At 74.0% G+C, this 24810-nt stretch carries 19 protein-coding genes; 14 read left to right on the top strand and 5 right to left on the bottom strand.

Going from position 1 to position 24810, the window contains the following annotated elements; genetic code table 11:
- The first annotated feature begins 28 nt into the window (after positions 1–28).
- The 5 genes from ASD18_RS09150 (at position 29) to ASD18_RS09130 (ending at position 9262) form a co-directional block, all read left to right on the top strand.
- On the top strand, positions 29–1336 hold the full coding sequence (locus tag ASD18_RS09150) for a sensor histidine kinase (RefSeq protein ID WP_056091922.1): 1308 nt from the start codon (positions 29–31) through the stop codon (positions 1334–1336).
- Positions 1333–2049, top strand: coding sequence for a response regulator transcription factor (locus ASD18_RS09145; RefSeq protein ID WP_056089658.1), 717 nt, complete (start codon positions 1333–1335; stop codon positions 2047–2049). The genes ASD18_RS09150 and ASD18_RS09145 overlap by 4 nt, the downstream gene beginning before the upstream one ends.
- A 128-nt stretch (positions 2050–2177) precedes the next feature.
- Positions 2178–2942 carry an ABC transporter ATP-binding protein gene (locus ASD18_RS09140; protein ID WP_056091919.1) on the top strand — a complete coding sequence of 255 codons (765 nt, stop codon included), beginning with the start codon at positions 2178–2180 and terminating at the stop codon, positions 2940–2942.
- The gene (locus ASD18_RS09135) at positions 2942–5533 is read left to right on the top strand and encodes an ABC transporter permease (protein WP_056089656.1); all 2592 of its coding nucleotides are present in this window, start codon (positions 2942–2944) and stop codon (positions 5531–5533) included. Before ASD18_RS09140 ends, ASD18_RS09135 begins: the two co-directional genes overlap by 1 nt.
- Positions 5534–5647: 114 nt before the next feature.
- Positions 5648–9262 carry an FtsK/SpoIIIE domain-containing protein gene (locus ASD18_RS09130; protein WP_056089651.1) on the top strand — a complete coding sequence of 1205 codons (3615 nt, stop codon included), beginning with the start codon at positions 5648–5650 and terminating at the stop codon, positions 9260–9262.
- Here ASD18_RS09130 and ASD18_RS09125 read toward each other — a convergent pair.
- Positions 9244–9639 (bottom strand): hypothetical protein, encoded by a 396-nt coding sequence (locus ASD18_RS09125; RefSeq protein ID WP_056091917.1) that lies wholly within the window; start codon positions 9637–9639, stop codon positions 9244–9246. The genes ASD18_RS09130 and ASD18_RS09125 overlap by 19 nt on opposite strands.
- Positions 9640–10029: 390 nt before the next feature.
- Between ASD18_RS09125 and ASD18_RS09120 the strand changes: the two genes are divergently transcribed.
- On the top strand, positions 10030–10278 hold the full coding sequence (locus ASD18_RS09120; protein WP_055912771.1) for a WhiB family transcriptional regulator: 249 nt from the start codon (positions 10030–10032) through the stop codon (positions 10276–10278).
- Positions 10279–10418: 140 nt separating this feature from the next.
- Here the strand turns inward: ASD18_RS09120 and ASD18_RS09115 are convergent, their stop codons facing one another.
- On the bottom strand, positions 10419–11900 hold the full coding sequence (locus ASD18_RS09115; protein WP_056091914.1) for a sensor histidine kinase: 1482 nt from the start codon (positions 11898–11900) through the stop codon (positions 10419–10421).
- A 100-nt stretch (positions 11901–12000) separates the two neighbouring features.
- On the opposite strand from ASD18_RS09115, the gene ASD18_RS09110 reads away from it, so the two are divergent.
- The 5 genes from ASD18_RS09110 (at position 12001) to ASD18_RS09090 (ending at position 17318) form a co-directional block, all read left to right on the top strand.
- Positions 12001–12519, top strand: a complete 519-nt coding sequence (locus ASD18_RS09110) for a DUF2505 domain-containing protein (protein WP_056089649.1) — start codon at positions 12001–12003, stop codon at positions 12517–12519.
- A gap of 287 nt (positions 12520–12806) precedes the next feature.
- Positions 12807–14108 (top strand): ABC transporter substrate-binding protein, encoded by a 1302-nt coding sequence (locus tag ASD18_RS09105; RefSeq protein ID WP_235522306.1) that lies wholly within the window; start codon positions 12807–12809, stop codon positions 14106–14108.
- A gap of 87 nt (positions 14109–14195) precedes the next feature.
- Complete coding sequence (locus ASD18_RS09100; protein ID WP_056089646.1) at positions 14196–15206, top strand: carbohydrate ABC transporter permease; 1011 nt, start codon at positions 14196–14198, stop codon at positions 15204–15206.
- Positions 15203–16117 (top strand): carbohydrate ABC transporter permease, encoded by a 915-nt coding sequence (locus ASD18_RS09095; protein ID WP_056089642.1) that lies wholly within the window; start codon positions 15203–15205, stop codon positions 16115–16117. Before ASD18_RS09100 ends, ASD18_RS09095 begins: the two co-directional genes overlap by 4 nt.
- 160 nt (positions 16118–16277) lie before the next feature.
- Positions 16278–17318, top strand: coding sequence for a LacI family DNA-binding transcriptional regulator (locus tag ASD18_RS09090; RefSeq protein ID WP_056089639.1), 1041 nt, complete (start codon positions 16278–16280; stop codon positions 17316–17318).
- A gap of 92 nt (positions 17319–17410) precedes the next feature.
- On the opposite strand, the gene ASD18_RS09085 is transcribed toward ASD18_RS09090, so the two are convergent.
- Positions 17411–20692, bottom strand: coding sequence for a bifunctional proline dehydrogenase/L-glutamate gamma-semialdehyde dehydrogenase (locus ASD18_RS09085; protein WP_082573701.1), 3282 nt, complete (start codon positions 20690–20692; stop codon positions 17411–17413).
- A gap of 221 nt (positions 20693–20913) precedes the next feature.
- Between ASD18_RS09085 and ASD18_RS09080 the strand changes: the two genes are divergently transcribed.
- From ASD18_RS09080 to ASD18_RS09070, 3 genes are all read left to right on the top strand, one after another.
- A complete protein-coding gene (locus ASD18_RS09080) occupies positions 20914–21306 on the top strand; it encodes a hypothetical protein (RefSeq protein ID WP_156387922.1) in 393 nt (130 codons plus the stop codon).
- An 80-nt stretch (positions 21307–21386) separates the two neighbouring features.
- The gene (locus tag ASD18_RS09075; RefSeq protein ID WP_056089633.1) at positions 21387–22658 is read left to right on the top strand and encodes a Glu/Leu/Phe/Val dehydrogenase; all 1272 of its coding nucleotides are present in this window, start codon (positions 21387–21389) and stop codon (positions 22656–22658) included.
- A gap of 38 nt (positions 22659–22696) precedes the next feature.
- Positions 22697–23749 (top strand): LLM class flavin-dependent oxidoreductase, encoded by a 1053-nt coding sequence (locus ASD18_RS09070; protein ID WP_056089630.1) that lies wholly within the window; start codon positions 22697–22699, stop codon positions 23747–23749.
- Here ASD18_RS09070 and ASD18_RS09065 read toward each other — a convergent pair.
- Both ASD18_RS09065 and hemQ read right to left on the bottom strand, forming a co-directional pair.
- A complete protein-coding gene (locus ASD18_RS09065; RefSeq protein WP_056089627.1) occupies positions 23746–24102 on the bottom strand; it encodes an META domain-containing protein in 357 nt (118 codons plus the stop codon). The genes ASD18_RS09070 and ASD18_RS09065 overlap by 4 nt on opposite strands.
- A 12-nt stretch (positions 24103–24114) precedes the next feature.
- The gene (hemQ, locus tag ASD18_RS09060) at positions 24115–24807 is read right to left on the bottom strand and encodes a hydrogen peroxide-dependent heme synthase (protein WP_056089625.1); all 693 of its coding nucleotides are present in this window, start codon (positions 24805–24807) and stop codon (positions 24115–24117) included.
- Positions 24808–24810: the final 3 nt, after the last annotated feature.

The following is a 24810-nucleotide window of genomic DNA, read 5'->3' as shown; positions in this document are numbered from 1 at the left end:
CGCGTGCCGCCACGCCTACCCTCGTGGGGTGACGAGATGGGAGCGCCTGCTGCGCTGGGAGGAGGCGCACCGGTTCGCCATCGACGCCACCGGCACCGGCATCCTGCTCGTCCTCATGGTCGTCACGGCGACGGACATCGCCGACGGGGTGAGCAACGCGATGCGGTCGTACGCGTCGCCGCTGATCTCCATCGCGGTCGTCGCTCCCCTGGCCTGGCGACGCGTGCGCCCGGCCGCGTCCGCCGCGGCGGTCTACACCGCGGCACTGCTGCAGCTCGCGTTCTGGACCCCGCTCGTCGTGCCCGCCGACCTCGCCGTACTGGTGGCCCTGTACTCCGTCACGGTGCACGGCCCCCGGTGGGCGCACCGGGTGGCGATCGTCGGTGCGCTCGTCGGCTCGGTGCTGCTGGGCCTGTCGATGTACGGCTGGTTCGACGTCCCCGGCACCGTCTCGACGGCCGTGTTCACCGGCGTGGTCTCGCTCTCGGTGTGGGCGTTCGGTCTGGTCAGGCGCTCCCGCAGGGAGACGATCGCGGCGCTCGTCGACCGCGCGCGGCGGCTCGAGGTCGAGCGCGACCAGCAGACGCAGATCGCGACGGCGGCCGAGCGCGCCCGCATCGCACGGGAGATGCACGACATCGTCGCGCACTCGCTGACCGTGATGATCGCGCAGGCCGACGGGGGCCGGTACGCCGCGGACGCGGACCCCGGCGCCGCGACCCGCGCGCTGGGCACGATCGCCGAGACGGGCCGCGCGGCCCTCACCGACATGCGCCGGCTCCTCGGCGTCCTGCGCGGCAGCGACGACCGCGAGCAGACGACGGAGCTGCCCGGTCCGGGCGGGCTGGGCCACGGCGCCGCCCAGGGGTTCGCCCCCCAGCCGGCGGAGTCCGACATCGGCGCCCTCGTCGACCAGGTCCGTGCCAGCGGCCTGCGCGCGTCCCTGGTGCGCATGGGCGAGCCCCGCAACCTCCCGCCGGGCGCCGGGCTGACCGTGTTCCGGATCGCGCAGGAAGCGCTGACCAACGTGCTCAAGCACGCCGGCCCCGACCCGCTCGTCACCGTGCTGGTCCAGTGGCTCCCCGACGCGATCGTGCTCGAGGTCACCGACGACGGCCGGGGTGCCTCCGCCGACTCCGACGGGCTCGGGCAGGGTCTGCTCGGGATGCGCGAACGCACCACGATGTTCGGCGGGACAGTCACCGCCGGCCCCCGACCGGGCGGCGGCTTCCGGGTCCGCGCCCAGCTGCCCACCCCCGCGGACGCCGCGAGCGGCCGCACCCCCACCGACGAGAGGACCCCCGTGTCGCCCACCCAGGACGAGGCCACCCGATGACCGACAGCCCGATCCGCGTCGCCCTCGTCGACGACCAGCAGCTGGTCCGTGCCGGGTTCCGGATGGTCATCGACTCGCAGTCCGATCTCGAGGTCGTGCTCGAGGCCGGTGACGGGGCGCAGGCGGTCCGTGCGCTCGATCCCGCGGCGCGCACGGCGACCGGGCCGGTCGACGTGGTGCTCATGGACGTCCGCATGCCCACCATGGACGGCCTCACCGCGACGGCGCAGATCACCGCACGGGCCACCGACGACCTCCCGGCACCCCGCGTGATCGTCCTGACCACGTTCGACCTCGACGAGTACGTCCTGTCGGCCATCCGGGCGGGCGCCAGCGGGTTCCTGCTCAAGGACGCGCCCCCCGAGGAGATGCTCGGCGCCATCCGCACCGTGCACCGCGGTGACGCCGTGATCGCCCCGTCCAGCACCAAGCGGCTGCTCGAGCACCTGGTGACCGCCCTGCCGCCCGACGAGCCGGGCACCCCGACGGACCCCGCGCGGCTGGCCGTCGCCGACCTCACCGACCGCGAGCGCGAGGTGCTGGTCCTCATGGCGCGTGGCAGGTCCAACACCGAGATCGGCTCCGACCTGTTCGTCGCCGAGGCCACGGTCAAGACGCACGTCGGGCGCATCCTGGCCAAGCTGCACGCGCGCGATCGCGTCCAGGCCGTCGTGGTGGCGTACGAGACCGGTCTGGTGCGGCCCGGGTCCTGATCGGCCCACGGGATGACGGACGACCACACCACGGCCTGATGTGCCGCGTGCGGGTGCGTCCGTAGCGTCGGACGCGTCATCACCGCACTCGAAGGAGCCCGCTCGTGGACACCACCGTCTTCCGTCCGATGGACACCCCGCACCCCCCGGCCACCGTGGCGGTCAGCGCGCGGTCGCTGACCAAGGTCTACGGGAAGGGCGCCGCCGAGGTCCGGGCGCTCGACGGCGTCGACGTCGACTTCGCGGCCGGCGCGTTCACCGCGATCATGGGCCCGTCCGGGTCGGGCAAGTCGACGCTCATGCACGTCCTGGCCGGTCTCGACGGAGCCACCGCGGGCACCGCCCGGCTCGGCGCCACCGAGATCACATCCCTCGACGACACCGCCCTGACGCGCCTGCGCCGCGACCGCGTGGGGTTCGTGTTCCAGAGCTTCAACCTGCTGCCGATGTTCACGGCCGAGCAGAACATCCTGCTGCCGCTCGAGCTGGCGGGGTCGGCCGTCGACCGGGAGTGGTTCGACACCCTCGTGTCCACGCTCGGGCTCGGTCAGCGCCTGACCCACCGGCCCGCCGAGCTGTCCGGCGGGCAGCAGCAGCGGGTGGCCATCGCCCGCGCGCTCATCGCCAAGCCGGAGGTCGTCTTCGCCGACGAGCCCACCGGCAACCTCGACTCCCGCTCGGGCGCCGAGGTGCTCAGCTTCCTGCGGCGCTCGGTGCGCGAGCTGGGCCGCACCATCATCATGGTCACGCACGACCCGACGGCCGCCGCGTACGCGGACCGGGTGGTCCTGCTCGCCGACGGCCGGATCGCGGGCGACATCGCCGACCCCACGCCCGAGTCCGTGCTCATGGGCCTCGAGGCCCTCCGCGCCATCGACCAGGTGGCCCTCTGATGCTGCGACTCACCCTGGCGCAGATGCGCCGCAGCCTCGGCCGGCTGACCGCGGCCGCCGTCGCGATCGCCATCGGCACGGCGTTCCTGGCCACGACGCTGCTCGCCGGCAACGTCATGACCCGCACCGGGTACGACGCGGTGACGGCGACCTACGCCGACGCCGACGTCGTGGTGAACGGCGAGCTCACGCCGGCCCAGCTCGACGACGTGCGGGCGCTGGCGGACGTGCGGTCCGCCGAGGTGCTCGCCCCGACCGGCATCGAGTTCCGCAAGGGCGGCACGAGCCGCTGGGAGCTCGTCCTGCCCACCACCGACGACCCCCGGCTGAGCTCGCTGGCCGTCGAGGACGGTGACCTGCCGTCCGCCGCGGGCGAGGTCGCCCTGCCCTCCGCCACGGCGAAGGCCCTCGGCGTCGACGTGGGCGACACGGTGCAGGTCCGGTGGACCACGCCCGTGCCCGCGGACGACTCCACGGCGGGCCCCGACGAGTCGGCCGCGCCCCAGGAGACCTGGGAGACCGTCGACGAGGACGTGCTGGTGACCGGCATCGCCTCGGACCGGTCGAACGCCTGGTCGCAGGCGGGCGGGGCGGGTCTGGTCACCACCGCCGACCTGCTGCGCTGGACCGGGGCGGACTCGCTCACCGAGCTCGGCTCGGACCTCCTGGTGGTCGCGAACCCGGACGTCAGCCCCGAGACGCTCCGCGACGAGCTCGCACCGGTGGTGCCGAGCGCGTCGGTGCTCACCAAGGACCAGGCGGCCGCCGAGGCGGTCTCGCAGTTCTCCGACGGCGGGAACGTGCTGGTCACCATCGTCCTGGGCTTCGCGTCCGTGGCGCTGCTCGTCGCGGCGCTCGTCATCGCCAACACCTTCCAGGTGCTCGTCGCACAGCGCACCCGCACGCTGGCGCTCCTGCGCTGCGTCGGCGCCGGCAAGGGGCAGCTGCGCCGCTCCGTGCTGACCGAGGCGGCGATCCTCGGGTCCACCGCGTCCGTCGTCGGGCTCGTCTTCGGCCTGGTCCTCGGGCAGACGGCGCTGATCGTGCTGGGCCGACTGGACCTCGGCGTGCCCCTGCCCAGCACCATCGAGGTCACGCTTCCCGTGGTGCTGGTGCCCCTTCTTGTGGGCACGCTGGTCACGGTGCTCGCGTCCCTGGTCCCGGCACGGGAGGCGACGCGGGTCTCCCCGATCGCGGCCCTGCGTCCCGCCGACGCCCCCGCCGTCGGCGCCCGCGCCGGCCGCGTCCGGCTCGCCGCGTCGCTGCTGCTCATGCTCGGGGGCGTCGGCGTCCTGCTGCTCGCCACCGTGCTGGCCACCGCCGGCGGGGGGGACCCCACGCTGCTGCTCGGCGTCGGTGTGCTGGCCGGCGCGCTCTCCTTCGTCGGACTCCTGCTCGGCGCGGTGTTCTGGGTGCCGAAGGTCGTCTCGTTCGCCGGGCGCCTGCTCGCCCGCACCGGGACCAGCGCCCGCCTCGCCGCGGCCAACACGGTGCGCAACCCGCGCCGGACCGCCGCGACGAGCGCCGCCCTGCTCATCGGCGTCACCCTCGTCGCGATGATGAGCACCGGCGCCGCGAGCGCCCGGGTGTCGCTGGCCCAGGAGCTGGACGAGCACTTCCCGGTGGACCTGACCGTCGACGCCTCGGTCCTGGGTGCGGACGCGACCCTGCCCGCCGACGTCACCGACGCCGTGGCCGGTGTCGGCGGAGTCGGCACGGTCCTCGAGATGCGTGCCGCCCCGGTCATGCTGACGGACGACACGTGGATCACGGTGGTCGCACCCGCCGACGGCGCGGCCACGGACGTGCTGCGCGACCCGCGCACCGCGGACGGCCTCGCCGACGGCACGTTGCTCCTGCCCAAGCTGTACGCCGACGAGGCTGCGGACGCGACCGTCCCGGTGTCCGCCTACGCGACCGCGTGGGAGACGTCGGACCCCGCACCCGGTGGCTCCGAGGTCCCGCTCCAACCGGTGGCCTCCGACCTGGGCGGGATCTACGCTCTGGTCACGCCGGCCACCCTCGACGAGCTCGCCCCCGAGGCGCCCGTGTCGATGCTCTGGGTGGCGCTCGACCCCGGCGCGGACGCGGCGCTCGTGCTCCAGGAGGTCCGGTCGGCGCTGCCCGACACCCCGGCCGAGGTGAGCAGCGCGGGAGCCCAGCGGGCGAGCGACGAGGCCGTCATCGACTCGCTCCTCGCGATCGTGGTCGGGCTGCTGGGCGTGGCCGTCGTCATCGCCCTCATCGGCGTCGCGAACACCCTGTCGCTCTCGGTCCTCGAGCGGCGACGCGAGTCGGCGACGCTGCGGGCGATCGGGCTGTCGCGACGCCAGCTGCGCTGGATGCTCGCGGTCGAGGGGATGCTCATCGCCGGCGTGGGCGCGGTGATCGGTGCCGGTCTCGGGCTGCTGTACGGCTGGGCCGGTGCGGTCGTCGTCTTCGGCGAGGTCGGGGACGTGGTCCTGGTGATCCCGTGGCCGCACCTGGCGCTCCTCCTGGCGGTCGCGCTGGGTGCGGGGCTGGTCGCCTCGGTGCTGCCCGGGCGGGCCGCCGCCCGCACCTCGCCCGTGGCGGCCCTCGCGGTCGACTGAGCCGCTCGCCCGCAGGCCCACCGAGACGACCGGTGGGCCTGTGGGCGGTGAGGGCGGCCCCGCACGCCGGCACGACCCCGTCCGTGCAGCACCGCCGCGAGGCAGGGTCGTGCCGTGCGGTTCACCCTGCTCCACCCCGACCCGGCCCGCGGTCCCGGCCTCCAGGCCACCGACGTCGAGGCGGACGTCGGGACCGCCCTGTCCGTCCTCCGACCCGCTCTGGCGCGCGTCAGCGGCTACGCGGGGTGGACGAGCGCCGCGGTGCGCCCCGCGGTGGCCGACGCGGTGCTCGACGAGCACCACACGGTCGGCCAGCCGCCGCTCCTCGACGGGTGCGTGCTGCGCACGGAGCCCGGCGCGCGTCCTGCGGTCGCCCTCGCCGTGGCGTCGGCGTGGCACGTCGCGGTCGTGGCCGGGCCGGACAGCGGAGGCCTCGTCGCGGTCCCGACGGACGCGGCCGTGACACTCGGCCCGGCGGGCTCCGACCTGGCCGTGCACGAGGCGACGCTCCCGGTCGTGCAGGTCCGGCGCCGCCGGGGTCGGGTGCAGACGCGGACCGGCCGCCTGGGTCGCTGGCACCGGTGGCACCCCGAGCGCCCGCGCCGGCTCGGGGACACCACGCTCGTCCTGCGCGGGCTCCCCGGCGCCACCCCGGAGGTGGCCGCGGCCGATCCGGCGCCGGCCGCTCGCCCGGCCACCTGGCTCACCCCGCTGGTCGGCTCCGTGGCACTCGCGGCGGCGCTGCGACAGCCGCTGCTGGCCCTCGTGGGCCTCGCCGTGCCGCTCGTCGCCCTCGTCGGCGCGGCCGGCACACGGTGGCGGAGCCGGCACCCCGCCGACGACGACCGCTCCGTGCAGGACCCCGCCGCGCTCGTGGCCGCCACAGCCCGCGCGTGCACCTCGTCCGCCGAGCCGGCGACGCTCGACCAGCCGTGGGACGCCGGAGGCTCGCTCGCGATCGTCGGCCCGCGGGACCTCGCCCTGCCCGTCGCGCGGGCCGCGGTCCTGGGGACCCTCGGCACGCACCTGCGCGGGACGCTCGCAGTGCGCACCCGGCACGCCGACGCGTGGGGCTGGTGCGCCTGGGTGACCGCACCCGACGCTCCACTACCGCGGGGGTCGGACGACGCCCTCGTGGTGGCGGACGACCCGGTCGACCCCGCCGAGATCGCCCGGTGGCGGGCGTCCGCGCCGCCGTCGCAGCGCCTGCTCGTCGTCGCGCGCTCAGCGGCCGCGGTGCCGGCGTGGTGCCGCTCGCGGGTCGAGGTGGGTCCGCGCTCGGTCCGGCTGCACGGCGAGGACGGGCCTGTCCGAGACGTCCCCCGGCACACCCTGACAGCGCCGCGCGCGCTCGAGCAGGCCCGGCTCGCCGCTGCCGTGCGGGCCGCCTCCGGGCCGGACGAGCCCGGCACCGGGCTGCCGGCGCGGGCGTCGCTGGCCACCCTCGACGGGATCCCCGCGGCGGACCGGGTCGCCGCCACCTGGGCGGTACCCCGCGGGGGGCTCGTCGCGGCGCTCGGGATCGGGACCGGAGGTCGCACCGTCGCGGTGGACCTCGTCGCCGACGGGCCGCACACGCTGGTCGCGGGCACCACGGGTTCGGGGAAGTCGGAGCTGCTCACCACCCTGGTGCTGGCGCTCGCGCTCACGCACCCGCCGGACCGGCTCGCGATCCTCCTGGTCGACTTCAAGGGAGGCACCGGGCTCGGGCCGGTGGCGGGTCTCCCGCACGTGCTGGAGCACGTGACCGACCTGGACGCGGCCCACGCCCGCCGCATCCTCGCCGGCCTGCGCGCCGAGCTGCGACGGCGCGAGAGCGTGCTGGCGGCCGCGGGGGTCCGAGACCTCGTCGACCTCGACCCGACGGCCCCCGGCACGCCGCCACGCCTCCTCGTCGTCGTGGACGAGCTGCGCGCCCTCACCGAGGACGTCCCCGACGCCGCGGCGGCACTCACCAGGATCGCCGCGCAGGGGCGGGCCCTCGGTGTCCACCTCGTGCTGGCCACCCAGCGTCCGGCGGGCGCGGTGGGGGCCGACCTGCGCGCCAACGTCGCGCTGCGGATCGCCCTGCGCGTAACCGACCAGGCCGACTCGACCGACGTGCTGGACGCGCCCGACGCCGCACGGATCGACCCCGCCGCGCCCGGCCGCGCGTGGGTGCGTCGCGGGACACGGTCGCTCGAGCCGGTGCAGGTGGCCCGCGCGGTGGCGGCAACCGCTGCGCCGGTCGCCCGACCGGCTCGGCCGTGGTCGCCGGCCGGCGCAGGGTGGTCGCCGACCTCGTCGGCAGCGCCACCACCCGTCGACGACCCGGTCGAGGGATGGGTGCGCGCCGCGGGTGAGGCGTCGGCGGGCAGGGCTCCGGGCGGCTGTCCCTGGCTCCCCGCCCTCCCGTCGGTGGTCCGGGGTGGGGAGGTGCCGGACGGCCGTGGCCTCGCGCTCGGCGTCTCGGACCTCCCGGACGAGCAGCGACGAGGGTCGGTGCGCTGGGACCCGGTCGACGGCCCGCTCCTGGTCCTCGGCGGTCCGCGCTCAGGACGCACCACGACGCTGCTCGTCGCCGGGCTCGACGCACTCGACCAGGGGTGGGAGGTCCACGCGGTCGGGCTACCGGGCGAGGCGGTGGACCGGCTGCGCGCGGGCGACCGGCACGGAGGGCTCGGGAGCGTGCTCGCCACCGACGACGCGCGGGCGGTCGCCCGGCTGCTGGAGCTGGCCGTGGCGCCCGGCCGGGGGCGGGTGCTGCTGCTGGTCGATCGTCTCGACCTGCTGATCGAGTCGCTCGGCCGGCTCGCGCGCGGTGCCGGTGCCGACCGGCTGACCGCCCTCTGGCGGGGCAACCCGTCCGGGACCGGCCTGGCTGCCGGTACCGACGTCGGTGCGGCGGCGCTGCAGCACGCCGGCGCCTTCGCCCGTCGCCTCGTGCTCCCCCTGGCGGACACCACGCTCGACGCGCTGGCGGGCGTGCCGGGCGAGCTCGCTGGGCGCCGCACCAGCCCCGGGCGTGCCGTCCACGTGCATGCCGGCGGGGCGGAGCTGTGCCAGGTCGTCCTGCCCGGGGAACCGACACGTCAGGGGGTCTCACCGGCTCGCCCGGCGGTGCTCGTGCGCTCGCTGCCCGGGCGGGCTGACCCGCCGGACGGCACGAGCGCGCGGCCGGGGCTCGTCGTCCCGCTCGGGCCGGGCGGGGACCGCGGCGACACCGTGTGGGTCGACCTCACCGACGGGCTCCTCGTGGCGGGGCCGCCGGGCTCGGGCCGCAGCACCGTCCTGGCGGTCCTCGCGCGCAGCCTCGTGCGCGCGGGGGTGCAGGTGGTCCGGCTGGTGGACCCGTCCGCCGACCCCCCGCCCGGGCTCCCCGGGGTCCGGGACGTCGGTCCGGGGGACGTGCTGGCGGCGTGCGAGCCGGTGGGCACGTCCGTGCTCCTGGTCGACGACCTGGACGAGCTGGAGCGCGGGCATCCCGAGCTGTGCGGTCCGCTCCCGCCGGCACGCCTCGTGGCGACCGTGACGTCGGCGTCCGCCGTGCAGGCCTTCCGAGGCAGCATCCCGACGCTCCTGCGCCGCCGCCGGGCTCTCGTGCTGGACGCGCACGACCCGGCGTCGGCCGAGCTGGTGGGCCCTCGCGCGCCGTGGTGCGTCGACCCCCTCGACCGGCCCGCCGGGCGCGGCGTGCTGCTCCGCGGACGGGACGCGACCGTCGTGCAGGTCTACTCGGCGGGGTCCTGACGTCGCGCAGTCACGGCCACGACCGCGGGCAGCAGGAGCCCGACGCCGATCCCGACCGCGACGACGAGGACGACGACCGCCCAGGCCGTCGGCTCCGCACCGAGCCAGCCGATCGCGAGGACGACGAGCAGGATCTGCCACATGATCACGGGCGAGCGCGCCCAGCGTCGGCCGCGCCAGAGCCCGCGGGCGGCCAGCAGGAGCAGGAGCGCGATCCCGGCACCGAACGCCGCGAGGAACAGGCTCGCGGCGGGCATGGTCGCCGTACCGCGCACGACGTCGACCGTCCACGCGACGCCCAGCCCGAGGAAGGCAGCGGCCTCGAGGGTCAGCAGGAGGCACACGACGAGCAGAGGAACGGGTCGGCGGTCGGTCACGGGCACGAGCCTAGGCACGTCCGCGGCGCCGAGCCGTCCGCACCGGGCTGACCTGCACCGACGCGACGAATCGTGCATTACCACGTCTGGAGCGTGTCTCACGCCACGACGTGACGCTGATCACCGCCGACGACCGGCGCGCCGACCTGGACTTTCGTCCTACACCGGCCCTCACCTGCAGCAATACGCGGGAGGCCGCGTTGCACAGGCCATCCACAGGTGTGACGAACGCCTCAGCCGTTATGGACATGAAACCTTCCCGTAACTCTTGTGGACTTGCCATACCGGTGCGAGCCTTGACGTAGCAAGTCATCCCACCCCCGATCTCATGTTCAGACTCGCGCGCCCTGACCCAGGGCGCCGTCTCGACGTGTGCCTAGGAGAGAACTCATGGATTGGCGCCACCGCGCAGCGTGTCTCGACGAGGACCCGGAGCTGTTCTTCCCCATCGGCAACACCGGTCCCGCGTTGCTCCAGATCGACGAGGCGAAGGCTGTCTGCCGCCGCTGCCCCGTCGTCGACACCTGCCTCAAGTGGGCGATCGAGACCGGCCAGGACGCGGGCGTCTGGGGCGGGCTCTCCGAGGACGAGCGCCGCGCGCTCAAGCGCCGCACGGCCCGCCAGCGCCGCGCCGGCTGACCTCCCGACACACCGCTCCGACCCCGTCACGCACAGCGCGCGGCGGGGTCGAGCCGCGTCCGGGGCCGGCCGTCAGATCGGCGCCGCGGTCGGATCAACTCCGCCGTCAGATCAGCGCCGCCGTCAGATCGGCGTCGCCGTCAGATCAGCGCCGCGACGTCGCGCGGACCGCGCAGCCGCGCCTCGATGACCACCGAGGTCCCGCCGCCCTCGCGGCTCGACCACTCGATGGTGCCGCGCATCTCGTTGGTGACCAGCGTGGAGACGATCTGCGTGCCGAGCCCGGTGCCGGCGCCACGGTCGGCCGGCAGGCCGGAGCCGTCGTCGGCCACCTCGACGCGCAGGGCGTCGTCCTGCCGCTGCACGAGGACCTCGACGGTCCCCGACTCCCGCCCCTCGAACCCGTGCTCGACCGCGTTGGTCACCAGCTCGGTGAGGATGAGGGCCAGCGCGGTCGCGTCCTCCGCGGGGATGGAGCCGAACGACCCCCGCACCAGGGTCTGCACGTGCGCACCCTCGGTGGCCACGTCCGCCGCGAGCCGCAGGCTGCGCCCGACGAGGTCGTCGAAGGGCACGCTCTCGTCCAGCGTCTGCGACAGGGTCTCGTGCACGAGCGCGATCGTGGCGACCCGTCGCATCGCCTCCCCCAGCGCCTCCTTGGCCTCGGGCGAGGCGACGCGCCGGGACTGCAGCCGCAGCAGCGCGGCCACCGTCTGCAGGTTGTTCTTCACCCGGTGGTGGATCTCCCGGATCGTCGCGTCCTTGGTGATGAGCTCGCGCTCGCGGCGACGCAGCTCGGACACGTCGCGGCACAGCAGCACCGCACCGACCCGCTGGCCGTGCTCGGTCAGGGGCACCGCGCGCAGCGACAGGGCGACCCCGCGCGCCTCGACGTCCACCCGCCACGGCGCCCGCCCCATGAGCACCAGGGGCATCGACTCGTCGACGGTGTCGTGCTGCTCGATGAGGTCGGCGGTCACCTCGACCAGCGAGCGCCCGACGAGGTCGCCGACCACGCCGAGCCGGTGGAAGCAGGACAGGGCGTTGGGGCTCGCGTAGAGCACCTCGCCCTCGGAGTTGAGGCGGACGAGCCCGTCACCCACGCGGGGGGCGCCGCGACGGGGACCGGTGGGCGCGTCGGGCGCCGGGAACTCGCCGCGCCCGACCATCGCGAAGATGTCGTCGGCCGCCTCGACGTAGTTGAGCTCGAGCCGGCTGGGCGTCCGGGCGCCACCGAGGTTGGTCTGGCGAGCGAGCACGGCGATCGCCTTGCCGCCGCGCACCACCGGCACGGCCTCCTCGCGCACCGCGTACGAGCCGAACCAGCGCGGCTCGCGGGAGCGCTGGGCCGCGCGCTCGTCGAGCGATCGCTGCAGCTGGGGGCGCTGCCCCTCGGGGGCGCTCGAGCCGACGACGTCGTCGTAGTGCACGGTGGCCCCGGTGGACGGGCGGCACTGCGCGATGGCGACGAAGTCGCCGTCGGTCGTCGGCAGCCAGAGCACGAGGTCGGCGAACGCGAGGTCGGACAGGACCTGCCAGTCGCCGACGAGGAGGTGCAGCCACTCGAGGTCGTGAGCATCGAGCGCGGCATGACGAGCGGCGAGGGTGCTCAGCGTGGACACGGGCACCAGGGTAGGCGGCGCCGGGCGGCCCGAGGGCAGGACGGCCGACACCCGGGCGGCTAGCCTCGGAGCCACACACCCGATCCTCGAAGGACCCACCGTGCGACTGAGCGTGACGATCGACCTGCCGACCGACGCCCGCGCGGCGGCACGGCTCCTCGCCGACCCGGAGTACGTCCACCAGAAGGTGCGCGCGAGCGGCGCGCTCGAGCAGCACGTGGACATCACCGGGGCACCGGACGAGGCGTTCACGGTGACCACGCGCCGCGCGCTGCCCACCGACCAGATCCCCGCGCACCTGCGCGGCTTCGTCGGCACCCGGATCGACGTCCGCCAGGTCGAGGCGTGGGAGGCCCCCGCGGCGGACGGTTCCCGCGTCGGGACCGTCGTCGTCGAGATCGCCGGCGCCCCCGTCCGCCTCAGCGGACGCACGGCGCTCGCGGCCTCCGGGGCCGGCTCGACCACCGTCACGTACGACGGCGACCTGCGCGCGACGGTGCCGCTCTTCGGCTCCGCGATCGAGCAGGCGACGGCCGACGCGATCCGCTCGGCGCTGGAGGTCGAGCAGGACGTGGCACGCCACTGGATCGCAGGTCACGGCGCGACGCCACAGCCGTAACGATTCGGTAACACGGACCGATGTCCATATCGCTCTGACCTGCACAAACATGGGTGTGGGATCGCTACCACACGCAAACCGCCCACCAGCGTCCTTGACACTCGCGGGGCCGCCGACGACAGTATCCGCAGCGCGTGGGAACGCTCCCGCATCACTGCGGATGGGAACGCACCCACGCCGGGTCCACACGGCCCAACCCGATGACCGGTCGCGCCCCCTGCGGCGATCGGACGACGGGTGCCCTAGGGGTACGGCGAGGACGCCGTCCGACTGACAAGGGAGTCACAGTGCGCAAGACCACCAGCAAGATGTGGGCGGCCGCGGCGGGGGTCACGGGCATCGCCCTCCTCGCGACAGCCTGCTCCGGCAGCTCCGACACGCCTAGCGACGAGGGTTCCGAGGGCGGCTCGGAGAACATCACCCTGACGCTCGGCACGTTCAACGAGCCCGGCTACACGGACGAGATGTTCGCGGCGTACGAGGCCGAGAACCCGGGTGTCACCATCGAGAACAAGAAGGCCGCGACCTCGAACGAGGCCCGCGACAACCTGAACACGCGCCTCGCGTCGGGTTCCGGTGCCTCGGACGTCGAGATGATCGAGATCGACTGGCTCCCCGAGCTCATGCAGTTCCCGGACAAGTTCGAGGACCTGGCCGACCCCGCCCTCGACGGCCGCTGGCTCGACTGGAAGGTCGCGCAGGCCACCACGCCCGACGGCAAGCTCCTCGGTTACGGCACCGACATCGGCCCGGAGGCCATCGCGTTCCGCAGTGACCTGCTCGCCGCCGCCGGCCTGCCGTCCACGCGTGAGGAGGTCGCCGCCGAGCTCGGCGGCGCCGACGCCACGTGGGACGACTACTTCGCCTTCGGCAAGCGGTACACCGACGCCACGGGCAAGCCCTTCTTCGACGCTGCCGGTGCCATCTACCAGGGCATGATCAACCAGGTCGAGAACGCCTACGAGGAGGCGGACGGCACGATCATCGCCGCCACCAACCCCGAGGTGAAGGACATCTACGACGCCGTCACCAAGGCCTCCGTCACCGACAACCTGTCGGCGCACCTCGGCCAGTGGAGCGACGACTGGAACGCCTCGTTCCAGACGGACGGCTTCGCGACCATGCTGGCGCCGGGCTGGATGCTCGGTGTCATCGAGGGCAACTCGGCCGGCGTGACCGGCTGGGACATCGCGGACGTCTTCCCCGGCGGCGCCGGCAACTGGGGCGGCTCGTTCATGACCGTCCCGTCGCAGGGCAAGAACGTCGAGGCCGCGAAGAAGTTCGCCGCCTGGCTGACGGCCCCGGAGCAGCAGCTCCAGGCCTACAAGAACAAGGGCACGTTCCCGAGCCAGGTCGAGGCGCTCGCCTCGGACGAGCTGCTCGGCTCCACGAACGCGTTCTTCAACAACGCTCCGGCCGGCCAGATCCTGGCCAACCGCGCCGAGGGCATCATCGCCCCGTTCAAGGGCCCGAACTACTTCGCCGTCAACGACGCGATGCAGTCGGCCCTGACCGAGGTCGACGTCAACGGTGGTGACGCCGCTGCTCAGTGGGACACCTTCGTGAGCGCGGTCAACGCGCTCGGCTGACGCTAGCCACGGGGCCGGGCCGGTGGGTCATCCATCGGCCCGGCCCTGCCAGCGAAGGCTCCGGACCACTGCCACGAAGGACACCTGATGGTCACCTCCACCACCTCGCCCCAGCTCGACAGCGGTCGCGGTCGCGACCCCGAGCGCGCGCCCCGCCGCGTGGGCTTCAGCCAGACCCTGGGTCGCTGGGACGTCAAGGTCTCGCCCTACCTCTACATCTCGCCGTTCTTCGTCCTCTTCGCGCTCACGGGACTGTTCCCGCTGGTCTACACGGCGTACGTCTCCGTGCACGACTGGAACCTCATCGGTGGCAAGGGTGACTTCGTCGGCTTCGAGAACTACCTCTTCGTCCTCCAGGAGCCCAACTTCTGGAAGGGCCTGCGCAACACCTTCAGCATCTTCCTCATCTCGACGGTGCCCCAGCTGATCATCGCGATCGTGCTCGCGGCGCTCCTCGACGCGAACCTGCGCGCACGGACCTTCTGGCGCATGGGCGTCCTGCTGCCCTACGTCGTGGCGCCCGTCGCGGTCAGCCTCATCTTCGGCAAGCTGTTCGCCGACAAGTCCGGCCTCATCAACACGGTGCTCGGCTACATCGGCATCGACCCGATCGGCTGGCACGCGCAGATCCTGCCCAGCCACATCGCGATCGCGACGATGGTCGACTTCCGCTGGACCGGGTACAACACCCTCATCCTGCTCGCCGCGATGCAGGCGATCCCGAAGGACCTCTACGAGGCCGCCGTCCTGGACGGCGCCACCCGGGTCCGCCAGTTCTTCTCCGTCACCATCCCGATGCTGCGGCCGACGATCATCTTCGTCGTCATCACCTCGACGATCGGTGGCCTGCAGATCTTCGACGAGCCCCGCCTGTTCGACCAGACCGGTCAGGGTGGCCCGAGCCGGCAGTGGATGACCGCCACCATGTACATCTACGAGCTCGGCTGGGGTAACCAGAAGAGCTTCGGACGAGCGTCCGCGGTGGCCTGGATCCTGTTCCTCATCATCATCGTGATCGCCATGATCAACTTCACGGCGACGCGCAAGATCTCGTCGGAGACCTCGGCGACGAAGAAGCGGAAGAAGGTGTCCCGATGAGCGCCCCCTCGCTGCCGGTCATCCGGCAGACGGCCGGCCGTGGTGCCGCACGCGCAGCCGGGCGGAGCCGCTCGACCGCCGCCGGGTCGGACCGTCGTCCGGGCTGGGTCACGTACGTCCTGCTGGCGGTCGCGATCATCCTCGCCATCGCCCCGCTGTACTACGCGTTCCTGCTGGCGTCCGCCAACTCCGCGTACATCGCGCAGAACCCGATCCCGTCGCTGATCCCGCAGGGCGAGTTCTTCGACAACGTCGGCAAGGTCCTGAACTCGGAGATCCAGTTCTGGAAGGCGCTCGGCAACTCGATCATCGTCGGGACGATCACCGCCCTGTCGGTGGTGCTCTTCTCGACGCTCGCCGGGTTCTCGTTCTCGAAGCTCCGGTTCCGCGGCCGCAACGGCCTGCTCGTGTTCGTCATCGCCACCACGGCCGTGCCGACGCAGCTGGGCATCGTCCCGCTGTTCATCCTGATGTCGCAGCTCGGCTGGACCGGCAAGCTCATCGCGGTCATCGTGCCGGGCCTCGTCACCGCGTTCGGCGTGTTCTGGATGACGCAGTACCTCGAGTCGGCCCTGCCGTACGAGCTGGTCGAGGCCGCGCGCGTCGACGGTGCGTCGATGATCCGGACCTTCTGGCACATCGCCCTCCCGGCGGCGCGCCCGGCGGCGGTCATGCTCGGCCTGTTCACGTTCGTTGCCTCGTGGACGAACTTCTTCTGGCCGTTCATCGTCCTCGGTCCGCAGAACCCGACGCTCCCGGTGGCCATCCAGCTGCTCCAGGCGTCGTACTTCAAGGACATGTCGCTGATCATGGCGGGCGTCACCATCTCCACGATCCCGCTGATCATCCTGTTCTTCGTCGCTGGCCGTCAGCTCGTGGCCGGAATCATGCAGGGTGCCGTCAAGGGCTGAGCCCAGCACACTGGTCACGGCAGGTCCCGGACCCTCACGGCCGTACACCGGCCGCCTGAGGCCCGTCGATGGGAAGGGCGGGGTGCTCCCCGAGCGCCCCGCCCTTCTCATCACCAGCTCGTCATCGCTGCCTCGGCAGCCACAGGAGGGAAGACCAACGGTGGTCGACAACATCCCGGTCCACGTGGACCCCGCGCGGCCCCCCGCGCCGACGCTCGAGCAGGTCGCCGAGCGCGCCGGTGTCTCGCGCTCGACAGCCTCCCGCGCCATCAACGGCGGGCTGCGCGTCTCTCCCGAAGCGCTCGCCTCGGTCGAGGCGGCCGTCGCCGATCTGGGCTACACCCCGAACCGCGCCGCCCGCTCGCTCGTCACCAAGCGCACCGACTCCATCGCCCTGGTGGTCCCGGAGCCCGACGAGCGCGTGCTGTCGGACCCGTTCTTCGCCGGCACGCTCAACGGGCTGAGCTCGTCGCTGGCCGACTCCGACATGCAGGTGGTGCTGGTCATCGCCCGCCCCGGGGAGAGCGAGCGCACGGTCCGCTACCTGCGCAACGGGCACGTGGACGGGGCGATCGTGGTGTCGCACCACGCCAACGACGAGCTCGACCGCGCGCTGCAGCTGTCGCGCGTGCCGAACGTATTCGTCGGCCGTCCGCTGTCCGCCGACGAGCGCGACGTCCAGTACGTCGACACCGACAACGTCGAGGGCGGCCGCCTCGCCACGCAGCACCTCATCGACCGCGGCTGCACGCGCATCGCGACGATCGCGGGACCCGCGGACATGTCGGCCGGCATCGACCGCCTCACCGGCTGGCGCAACGCCATCCGCGCGGCGGGGATGTCCGACGACGCCGTGGTGCACGGCGACTTCACGATGGCGTCCGGCACCACCGCGGCGCGCGAGCTGCTGGCGCGCTACCCCGACGTCGACGCGATCTTCATCGCGTCCGACCTCATGGCGGCCGGCGCGCTCAGCGTCCTCGCGGAGCACGGCAAGGAGGTCCCCCGGGACGTCGCCGTGGTCGGCTACGACAACCTCGGCGTCGCCGCGTCGACCACTCCCCCGCTGACCAGCGTGATCCAGCCCGTCGTGGCCATGGCGCGTGCCGCGGGAGCCCGTCTGCTAGACCAGCTGAACGGTGCCCCGCCGTCGCCGCCGCTGATCTTCGCGCCGGAGCTGGTCATCCGCGCCTCGGCGTAGAGCGACCGTGCCGGCGCTACGGGAGCGCGCCGGCACGGTGACCGAAGGCCCGGTGGGACACCCACCGGGCCTTCGGTGCTGCCGGCGCAGCCTCAGCCCACGGTCGGTGGCACGTGCCCGAACCGGTGCAGCGTGCGGCTCACCGCCTGCTCGCGCAGGACCGAGAGCAGCTCGCGGGCGCCGCTGGCGAGCACCGGCCCGTCCAGCACGGTGACCTCGCCCACGCGGGTCGCCGCGGCCTCCCGCAGGCCCGGCGCCGATCCGACCACCCGCACGCGCCCGGTGACCTCTCCGGCGCGGACCCGTGCGGCGAAGGCCTCGTGCGCCTCGCCGGACACGTCGCTGAGGATCACGTCGACCCCGGCCGTGCGGGCCGCGTGGCAGACCCGGTCCACCTCCCGGGCGCGCGCGTCGGCGCCGGTGCGGACGGTGAGCTGCGGGACGGGCCGGTACCGCAGGAGGTTCGCCTCGACCCGCAGCCCCGACGGGTCGTGCTCGAGCGAGAGTTCGTCGGCCCACACGAGGGCGTCGTCCGCCCGGGCCCAGGCGAGCCACGCGTCGTCGTCCTGCGGCACGTCGGGGGCGTCCTGCCAGCGACCGATCTGCGCGACGTAGTGCGGTCCCCCGGCCTTGGCGCCGGGGCCCACCGTGGAGGCCTTCCAGCCACCGAAGGGCTGCCGCCGCACGATGGCCCCGGTGATGTGCCGGTTGATGTACACGTTGCCGACCTCGACGCGACCGAGCCAGTGGTCGATCTCCGCCTCGTCGAGGGAGTGCAGGCCCCCGGTGAGTCCGAACGCGACGGCGTTCTGCAGGTCGATGGCCTCGTCGAGCGTCTCGACGCGCATGATGCCGAGCACCGGTCCGAAGCACTCGGTGGTGTGGAACCACGAGCCGGGTGCGACCCCGTGCTTGACGCCCGGGCTCCACAGCCGGCCCTCCGCGTCGAGCCGTCGCGGTTCCACGAGCCACGACTCCCCCGGGTCCAGCGTGGTCAGCGCGCGCAGCAGCTTGCCCTGCGCCGGCTCGGTCAGTGGTCCGACGGCGGTGCCCAGCTCGGTGGCGGGGCCGACGCGCAGCGAGGAGACGGCGTCGGCCAGCTGCCGCCGGAGCCGGTCGGACCGACCCGCGGAGCCGACGAGGATCGCGAGCGAGGCGGCCGAGCACTTCTGCCCCGCGTGCCCGAAGGCCGACCGCACCAGGTCGGCGACGGCGAGGTCCACGTCGGCGGACGGCGTGATGACCAGGGCGTTCTTTCCGGACGTCTCCGCGAGCACGTCGAGGTCGGGCCGCCAGCCGGCGAACAACCGGGCGGTCTCGATGGACCCCGTGAGCAGGACGCGTGCGACGTCCGGGTGCGTGACGAGCCGGCGGCCGACGTCGCCCTCCGGGCTGAGAACGACCGTGAGGATGCCCTCCGGTGCGCCGGCGAGGTCCAGCCCGCGCTGGATGGCGGCCATGGCCACCTGCCCACAGCGCGGCGCCTGGGGGGCGGGCTTGACCAGCACGGGACTGCCCGCGGCGAGCGAGGCGAGCACCGAGCCGACCGGGATGGCGACGGGGAAGTTCCACGGCGGTGTGACGACGGAGAGCCCGGCCGGCCGGTGCACGGCACCCAGCACGACGCCGTCGGCGAGGTCCGCGGCGCGGTCGGCGTAGTACCGCGCGAAGTCGACGGCCTCGCTGACCTCGGGGTCCGCCTCCGCCACCGTCTTGCCGGTCTCGTGGACCATCGTCGCGACGAGGTCGGCGCGGGCGTCCTCCAGCGAGACCGCGACCGCCCGGAGCACCCGGGCGCGCTCGGCCGGCGGGGTCGCGGCCCACGCGGGCAGCGCCGCGGACGCCCGCGCCACCGCGGCGTCGACCTCGTCGGTCGTGGAGACGGAGACCGCACCCTCGGGCACCGGCACGTCCCGGTCGACGATCCCACGGGCCCACGCGCGGGCCACCCCGACGGCGGGGTCCGTGTCGGGCGTGTTGGCGAAGGTGTCGTGCCCGGGGGCGTCCGCGAACGGCCGGGCGGCCCGACGCGGGGCGGTCGACGGCACGTCCCGGTCGCGGAACGCCACCCGGAACGCCGCCTCCTGGTCGTCCATCGCGTCGTCGTCCGCGAACAGCGCGTGCAGGAAGTTCTGGCTCGCGGAGTTCTCCTCCAGCCGCCGTACGAGGTAGGAGATCGCCACGTCGAAGTCGTGCCGGGCCACCACGGGGGTGTAGAGCAGCACGGCACCGACCGCGTCCCGGACCGCTCGTGCCTGCGCGGGTGCCATGCCCTGGAGCATCTCCACGTCGAGGGCCTCGGAGACCCCGCGCTGCTGCGCGATCAGGTGGGCGGCGGCGACGTGGAACAGGTTGTGGCTGGCGACGCCGACCCGCAGGGCCGACGTCCGGGCCGGGTCGAGGGCGCGGTCGACGAGCCGCAGGTACGCCGCGTCGACCTCGGCCTTGGACCCGTACGGCGCCTGCGTCCAGCCGTGCAGCTCGGCCTCGACCTGCTCCATCGCGAGGTTGGCGCCCTTGACCAGGCGCACCTTGAGGCGCGCCCCGCCGGCCTCCCGGCGCTCCGTGGCGATGGCCGTCAGCTCGTCGAGCGCGTCGGCGGCGTCGGGCAGGTAGGCCTGCAGCACGATGCCTGCCTCGGCGCCCATCAGCTCGGGGTCGGAGACGAGCCGCTCGAACACGCGCATCGTCAACGTCAGGTCGCGGTACTCCTCCATGTCGAGGTTGAGGAACGTGCCGTGCCGGGCCGCGGTCAGGTACAGCGGACGCAACCGCTCGACCACCCGGGCGACGCTGCCCTCGGAGTCCCAGGTGGACAGCTGGCTGGCCACCGCGGAGACCTTGACGGACACGTAGTCGACGTCGGGACGCTCCACCAGCGCGTGCACCCGCGCGAGCCGCGCGGTCGCCTCGCGCTCGCCGAGCACCGCCTCGCCCAGCAGGTTGAGGTTCAGCCGGAAGCCCTCCGCCCGCGTCGCCGCCAGGTGCGTCGCGAGCCCCGGCCCGTCGTCGGCGACCAGGTGGCCGACCAGGCTGCGCAGCCGCTGGCGCGCGGCCGGCACCACGACGTCGGGCAGCACGGGTGCGACGAGGGCCCCAGCGCCGAGCATCACGCGGTCGACCGGGCCGAGGAACCCCGAGGCGGCACCCGCCGAGAGGCCGGCGAGCTCGCGCGCGGCGACCCGGACGTCCTGCGGGCGTGCGACGCGGTCGACGAACCGCACGGCGAGCTCGAGCCCGGCCGGGTCCGACACCAGGGCCGCCAACCGCCCGGTGGTGCGCCGCTCGCGGGCCGTCTGGCCCTCCGCCGTCGCGGACAGCCAGGTCCGGGCCAACCGGATCGCGTCATGCGTGACGTCGCCCGTCGTCGACATGCTTCTCCTCGCTCCGCCCGTGCCGGGTTGCGGCTGGGCTCTGGTGGTCCTCCGTGCTGGCCGGGTCCGGCCTGGGGCCAGTCTGGCTGTCAAGGACCGTCCGTGCGACGTCCGTCGCCCGGATGCCGGTTGACCTGCCTGTCGGATCTCGCCAGGGTGAACGCGTCCGCGCGCCGCTGCGCGGTCGAGCCGACGCCACCGTCGACCCCAGGGGGATCCGCATGCCTGCTCGCGTCCGTGCCCGACGAGTGCTCGTCACCGCCCTCAGCGCCCTCGCCCTCCTGGTCGGCGGCCTCGTCGCCGCCGTCCCGGCGTCCGCGGCGGAGGACCTGGGCCCGGCGCCGCTGCGCGCCGTTCCCGTCACCGGCGGTCTCGTGCAGCCCATGGCCACGATCGAGGACGAGGAGGAGTTCTGCAGGTGGCTCACGGGCCTCTACGTGAACCACCCCACGTACTACACGGTGCGCGTGTACAACTGCCGCACCACCGACGTCTTCGTCAAGGGGGTCTACCTCAACGGCACCTTCGGCACCTGCGTCCGGGTGCCGGCGCGCAGCTCGCGCCACCTCGGCGGCTCGGTGATCAAGCCGCTGGACGACGCGCAGGTCTGCTGAGCTGCCCGCGGTACGGACACGCGCGGCTCGCCCCTCGGGCCTGCCGTGCGCCGGAGCCAGGCGGTGACAAGGTGGGGGGCGTGACGAACCTCACAGCGGAGACCCCGCAGCAGACCACGCCCCTCGCCACCGCCAAGGCACAGCTTGCCGGTGCCGTCGAGATCCTCGGCTACACCGAGGGGCTCCACCGCATGCTCGCCACACCCCGGCGCGAGATGAACGTCGCCGTCCCCCTCCGACGGGACGACGGCGAGATCGAGCTCTTCACCGGGTACCGCGTGCAGCACAACATCTCCCGCGGCCCGGGCAAGGGCGGGCTGCGCTACTCGTCCGGCGTCGACGTCGACGAGGTCCGGGCGCTCGCCATGTGGATGACCTGGAAGTGCGCGGTCGTCGACGTCCCGTACGGCGGCGCCAAGGGCGGCGTCACCATCGACCCGCGGCAGTACTCCCAGGCGGAGCTCGAGCGCGTGACCCGGCGCTACACCAGCGAGATCATGCCGATCATCGGCCCCGAGCGGGACATCATGGCGCCGGACATCGGTACCAACGAGCAGACCATGGCCTGGGTCATGGACACGTACTCGGTCAACCGCGGCTACACGATCCCCGCGGTGACCACCGGCAAGCCCCTGGCCGTCGGTGGTTCGCTCGGACGCGCGACCGCCACCTCCCGCGGCGTCGTGCACTGCGCGGCCGCCGCCCTCGGGGACGCGGGCGTGAAGCTCCACGAGGTCAGCGCGGCCGTGCAGGGCTTCGGCAAGGTCGGCTCGCACGCCGCGCGGTTCCTGCACGACGCCGGCTCCCGGGTGGTCGCGGTCAGCGACGAGCAGGGCGGCGTCATGGACACCGACGGCCTCGACGTCGTCGCGCTGATGCGGCACGTCGAGCGCACCGGCACGGTGACCGGGTTCGACGGAGGCTCCCCCATCGACAACGCCGCGCTGCTCGCGCTCGACGTCGACGTGCTCATCCCCGCGGCCGTCGAGGGTGTGCTGGACGCCGAGGCGGCCGGTCGCGTCAAGGCCCGCTGGGTGGTCGAGGCCGCCAACGGGCCCACGACGCACGAGGGCGACCGGGTGCTCGCCGAGCGGGGCATCGTCGTGGTGCCGGACATCCTCGCGAACGCCGGCGGCGTCGTCGTGTCGTACTTCGAGTGGGTGCAGGCCAACCAGGCGTACTGGTGGACGGAGCAGGAGATCGAGGACCGCCTCGAGCACCGCATGGTCACGGCCCACCGGGCGGTCGCCGCCGTGGCGGGCGCGGAGGGCATCTCCCTGCGCGACGCGGCTTTGACGATCGGCGTCCGGCGCGTCGCCGAGGCGCACCAGATCCGCGGCCTCTACCCCTGATCGGGAGTACGGGCAGGGGCGCGGGTGTTGCGAACGAGGTGACTCGCCCGAACCCCGTGCCCCTGTCCGTGCTCGACACCTCTCCGGTCGCCGTCGGCCAGTCGTCCGGCGAGGCGCTCGCCGCGACCACCGCGCTCGCCCGTGCCGCCGACGCCGCCGGCTACGCGCGGTTCTGGGTGGCCGAGCACCACGCGATGCCCGCGGTCGCGTCCACGTCCCCCGGGGTGCTGCTGGCGCACCTCGCGGCGGCGACCGACCGCATCCGCGTCGGGTCCGGCGGGGTCATGCTGCCCAACCACCCGACGCTCGTCGTCGCCGAGCAGTTCGCGATGCTCGAGGCCCTCCATCCTGGCCGCATCGACCTCGGCATCGGCCGTGCACCCGGCGCCGACCCCATGACCGCGGCTGCCCTGCGGCGCACGGTCGAGGGCCTCGGTGCCGACGACTTCCCGGCCGAGGTGATCGACGTCCTCGCCCTGCTCGGGCAGCAGCTGCCCGGCCGCGCCCCCTCGCTGCGGGCCACGCGGCTGTCGGCGACCCCGTCAGCGACCTCGACGCCACAGGTCTGGCTGCTCGGGTCCAGCTCGTTCAGCGCCGAGCTGGCCGGGTCGCTCGGCCTGCCCTTCAGCTACGCCCACCACTTCAACACGGGCCATACGCTGCAGGCCGCCGACGCCTACCGCCGCGCGTTCCGGCCGTCACCCGTGCTGGACGCCCCGCGGCTCATGGTCTCGGCCTCCGTGCTGGTCGCCGACTCCGACGACGAGGCGCACTACCTCGCGGGCCCCAGCCGCGTCATGGCCCTGTCGCTGCGCACCGGGCGGCCGCTCGGGCCGATCGTCGCCCCCGAGGACGCCGCCCGGGAGCTCGCCGCGCTGGACCCGGCCGCCGCCGCGGACTTCTTCGCCCGCGTCCCGGGCACCCAGGTGGCCACGACCGCCGACCGGGCCGTCGACGAGCTGGCCGCCCTGGTGGAGCGCACCGGTGCCGACGAGCTGATGATCACGGGGACCGCCTACGACGTGGCGACCCGCCTGCACACGCTCGAGCAGGTGGCCGCACGCTGGCCCTCGGTGGTCGTGCCCGCCTAGACCTGCTGGTCGGCGGCGTGCGGGTCCCGGACCAGCCGGGCGGGGGCGACGCCGTCCAGCACCAGGGTGTCGTCGTCGGGAGCCGACACGGTCGCGGGCTCGCCGAGCAGCCGGAGCACCTGCTGCTCGCAGGCCATCGCGTCCGGCGGTCCCGCCATGAGCGTGGACACGACCGGGCCGAACGTCAGCGTGTCCCCGTCCAGCACCCACGTGCCGCGCACGCGGTTGACCCCGGCCAGGCCGAACACCTGCCCGTCACCGTCGAAGGTCAGCCACGGGGTCGCGCGCCGTCGACCCTCGACCTGCGCGCCCTCGAGCGCCGTGAACCGCCAGGTACCTGCCAGCTCCACCATCCCCCGATGATGTCACCCGCGGGGCTGGCGGTCCGCCCAGGTCTCCAGCGTCACGCGCGGGCCGGTGTAGAACGGCACCTCCTCGCGGACGTGCAGGCGCGCGTCCGTGGCCCGCAGGTCCCGCATGAGGTCGACGATGCGGTGCAGCTCGGGCGCCTCGAACGCGAGGATCCACTCGTAGTCACCGAGCGCGAAGGCCGAGACGGTGTTCGCGCGGACGTCGGCGTACCCGCGGGCGGCCTGACCGTGCTCGACGAGCATGCGGCGGCGGTCGTCCTCGGGCAGCACGTACCAGTCGTAGGACCGCACGAACGGGTAGACGGTCATGTAGTCGCCCGCCGGCTCGCCCGCCAGGAACGCGGGGACGTGGGCGCGGTTGAACTCCGCCGGCCGGTGCAGGCCGACCACGGACCACACGGGCAGCAGGTGCCGGCCGAGGTCGCTGGCGCGCAGCCGCTGGTAGGCGCCCTGCACCTCCTCGACCGTCTCCGCGTGCCACCAGACCATGAGGTCGGCGTCCGCCCGCAGGCCCGCGACGTCGTACCAGCCGCGGACCACGAGCCCGTCGGCGGCGACCGCGGCCTGGGCGGCGGTGATCAGCTCGGCGCGCTCGTCGTCGTCCTCGGGCAGCACCTCTTCGAGGGCGAACACGGTCCACATGGTGTACCGGACGGTGGCGTTGAGGGCCTCGGGGTCGTGCGTCATCGC

It is taken from the genome of Cellulomonas sp. Root137 (assembly GCF_001426725.1).
In the GTDB taxonomy this organism is placed as follows: Bacteria; Actinomycetota; Actinomycetes; order Actinomycetales; family Cellulomonadaceae; genus Cellulomonas.
The sequence above is the reverse complement of the archived record's forward strand: the minus strand, read 5'-3'. Positions and strand labels throughout refer to the sequence as shown.

Excerpts from the sequence above, each read along its gene's own strand:
- ASD18_RS09145 (WP_056089658.1), top strand. The coding sequence starts at position 1,333 with ATGACCGACAGCCCGATCCGCGTCGCCCTCGTCGACGACCAGCAGCTG.
- ASD18_RS09140 (WP_056091919.1), top strand. The coding sequence starts at position 2,178 with ATGGACACCCCGCACCCCCCGGCCACCGTGGCGGTCAGCGCGCGGTCG.
- ASD18_RS09135 (WP_056089656.1), top strand. The coding sequence starts at position 2,942 with ATGCTGCGACTCACCCTGGCGCAGATGCGCCGCAGCCTCGGCCGGCTG.
- ASD18_RS09120 (WP_055912771.1), top strand. The coding sequence starts at position 10,030 with ATGGATTGGCGCCACCGCGCAGCGTGTCTCGACGAGGACCCGGAGCTG.
- ASD18_RS09100 (WP_056089646.1), top strand. The coding sequence starts at position 14,196 with ATGGTCACCTCCACCACCTCGCCCCAGCTCGACAGCGGTCGCGGTCGC.
- ASD18_RS09095 (WP_056089642.1), top strand. The coding sequence starts at position 15,203 with ATGAGCGCCCCCTCGCTGCCGGTCATCCGGCAGACGGCCGGCCGTGGT.
- ASD18_RS09085 (WP_082573701.1), bottom strand. The coding sequence starts at position 20,692 with ATGTCGACGACGGGCGACGTCACGCATGACGCGATCCGGTTGGCCCGG.
- ASD18_RS09080 (WP_156387922.1), top strand. The coding sequence starts at position 20,914 with ATGCCTGCTCGCGTCCGTGCCCGACGAGTGCTCGTCACCGCCCTCAGC.
- ASD18_RS09065 (WP_056089627.1), bottom strand. The coding sequence starts at position 24,102 with ATGGTGGAGCTGGCAGGTACCTGGCGGTTCACGGCGCTCGAGGGCGCG.
- hemQ (WP_056089625.1), bottom strand. The coding sequence starts at position 24,807 with ATGACGCACGACCCCGAGGCCCTCAACGCCACCGTCCGGTACACCATG.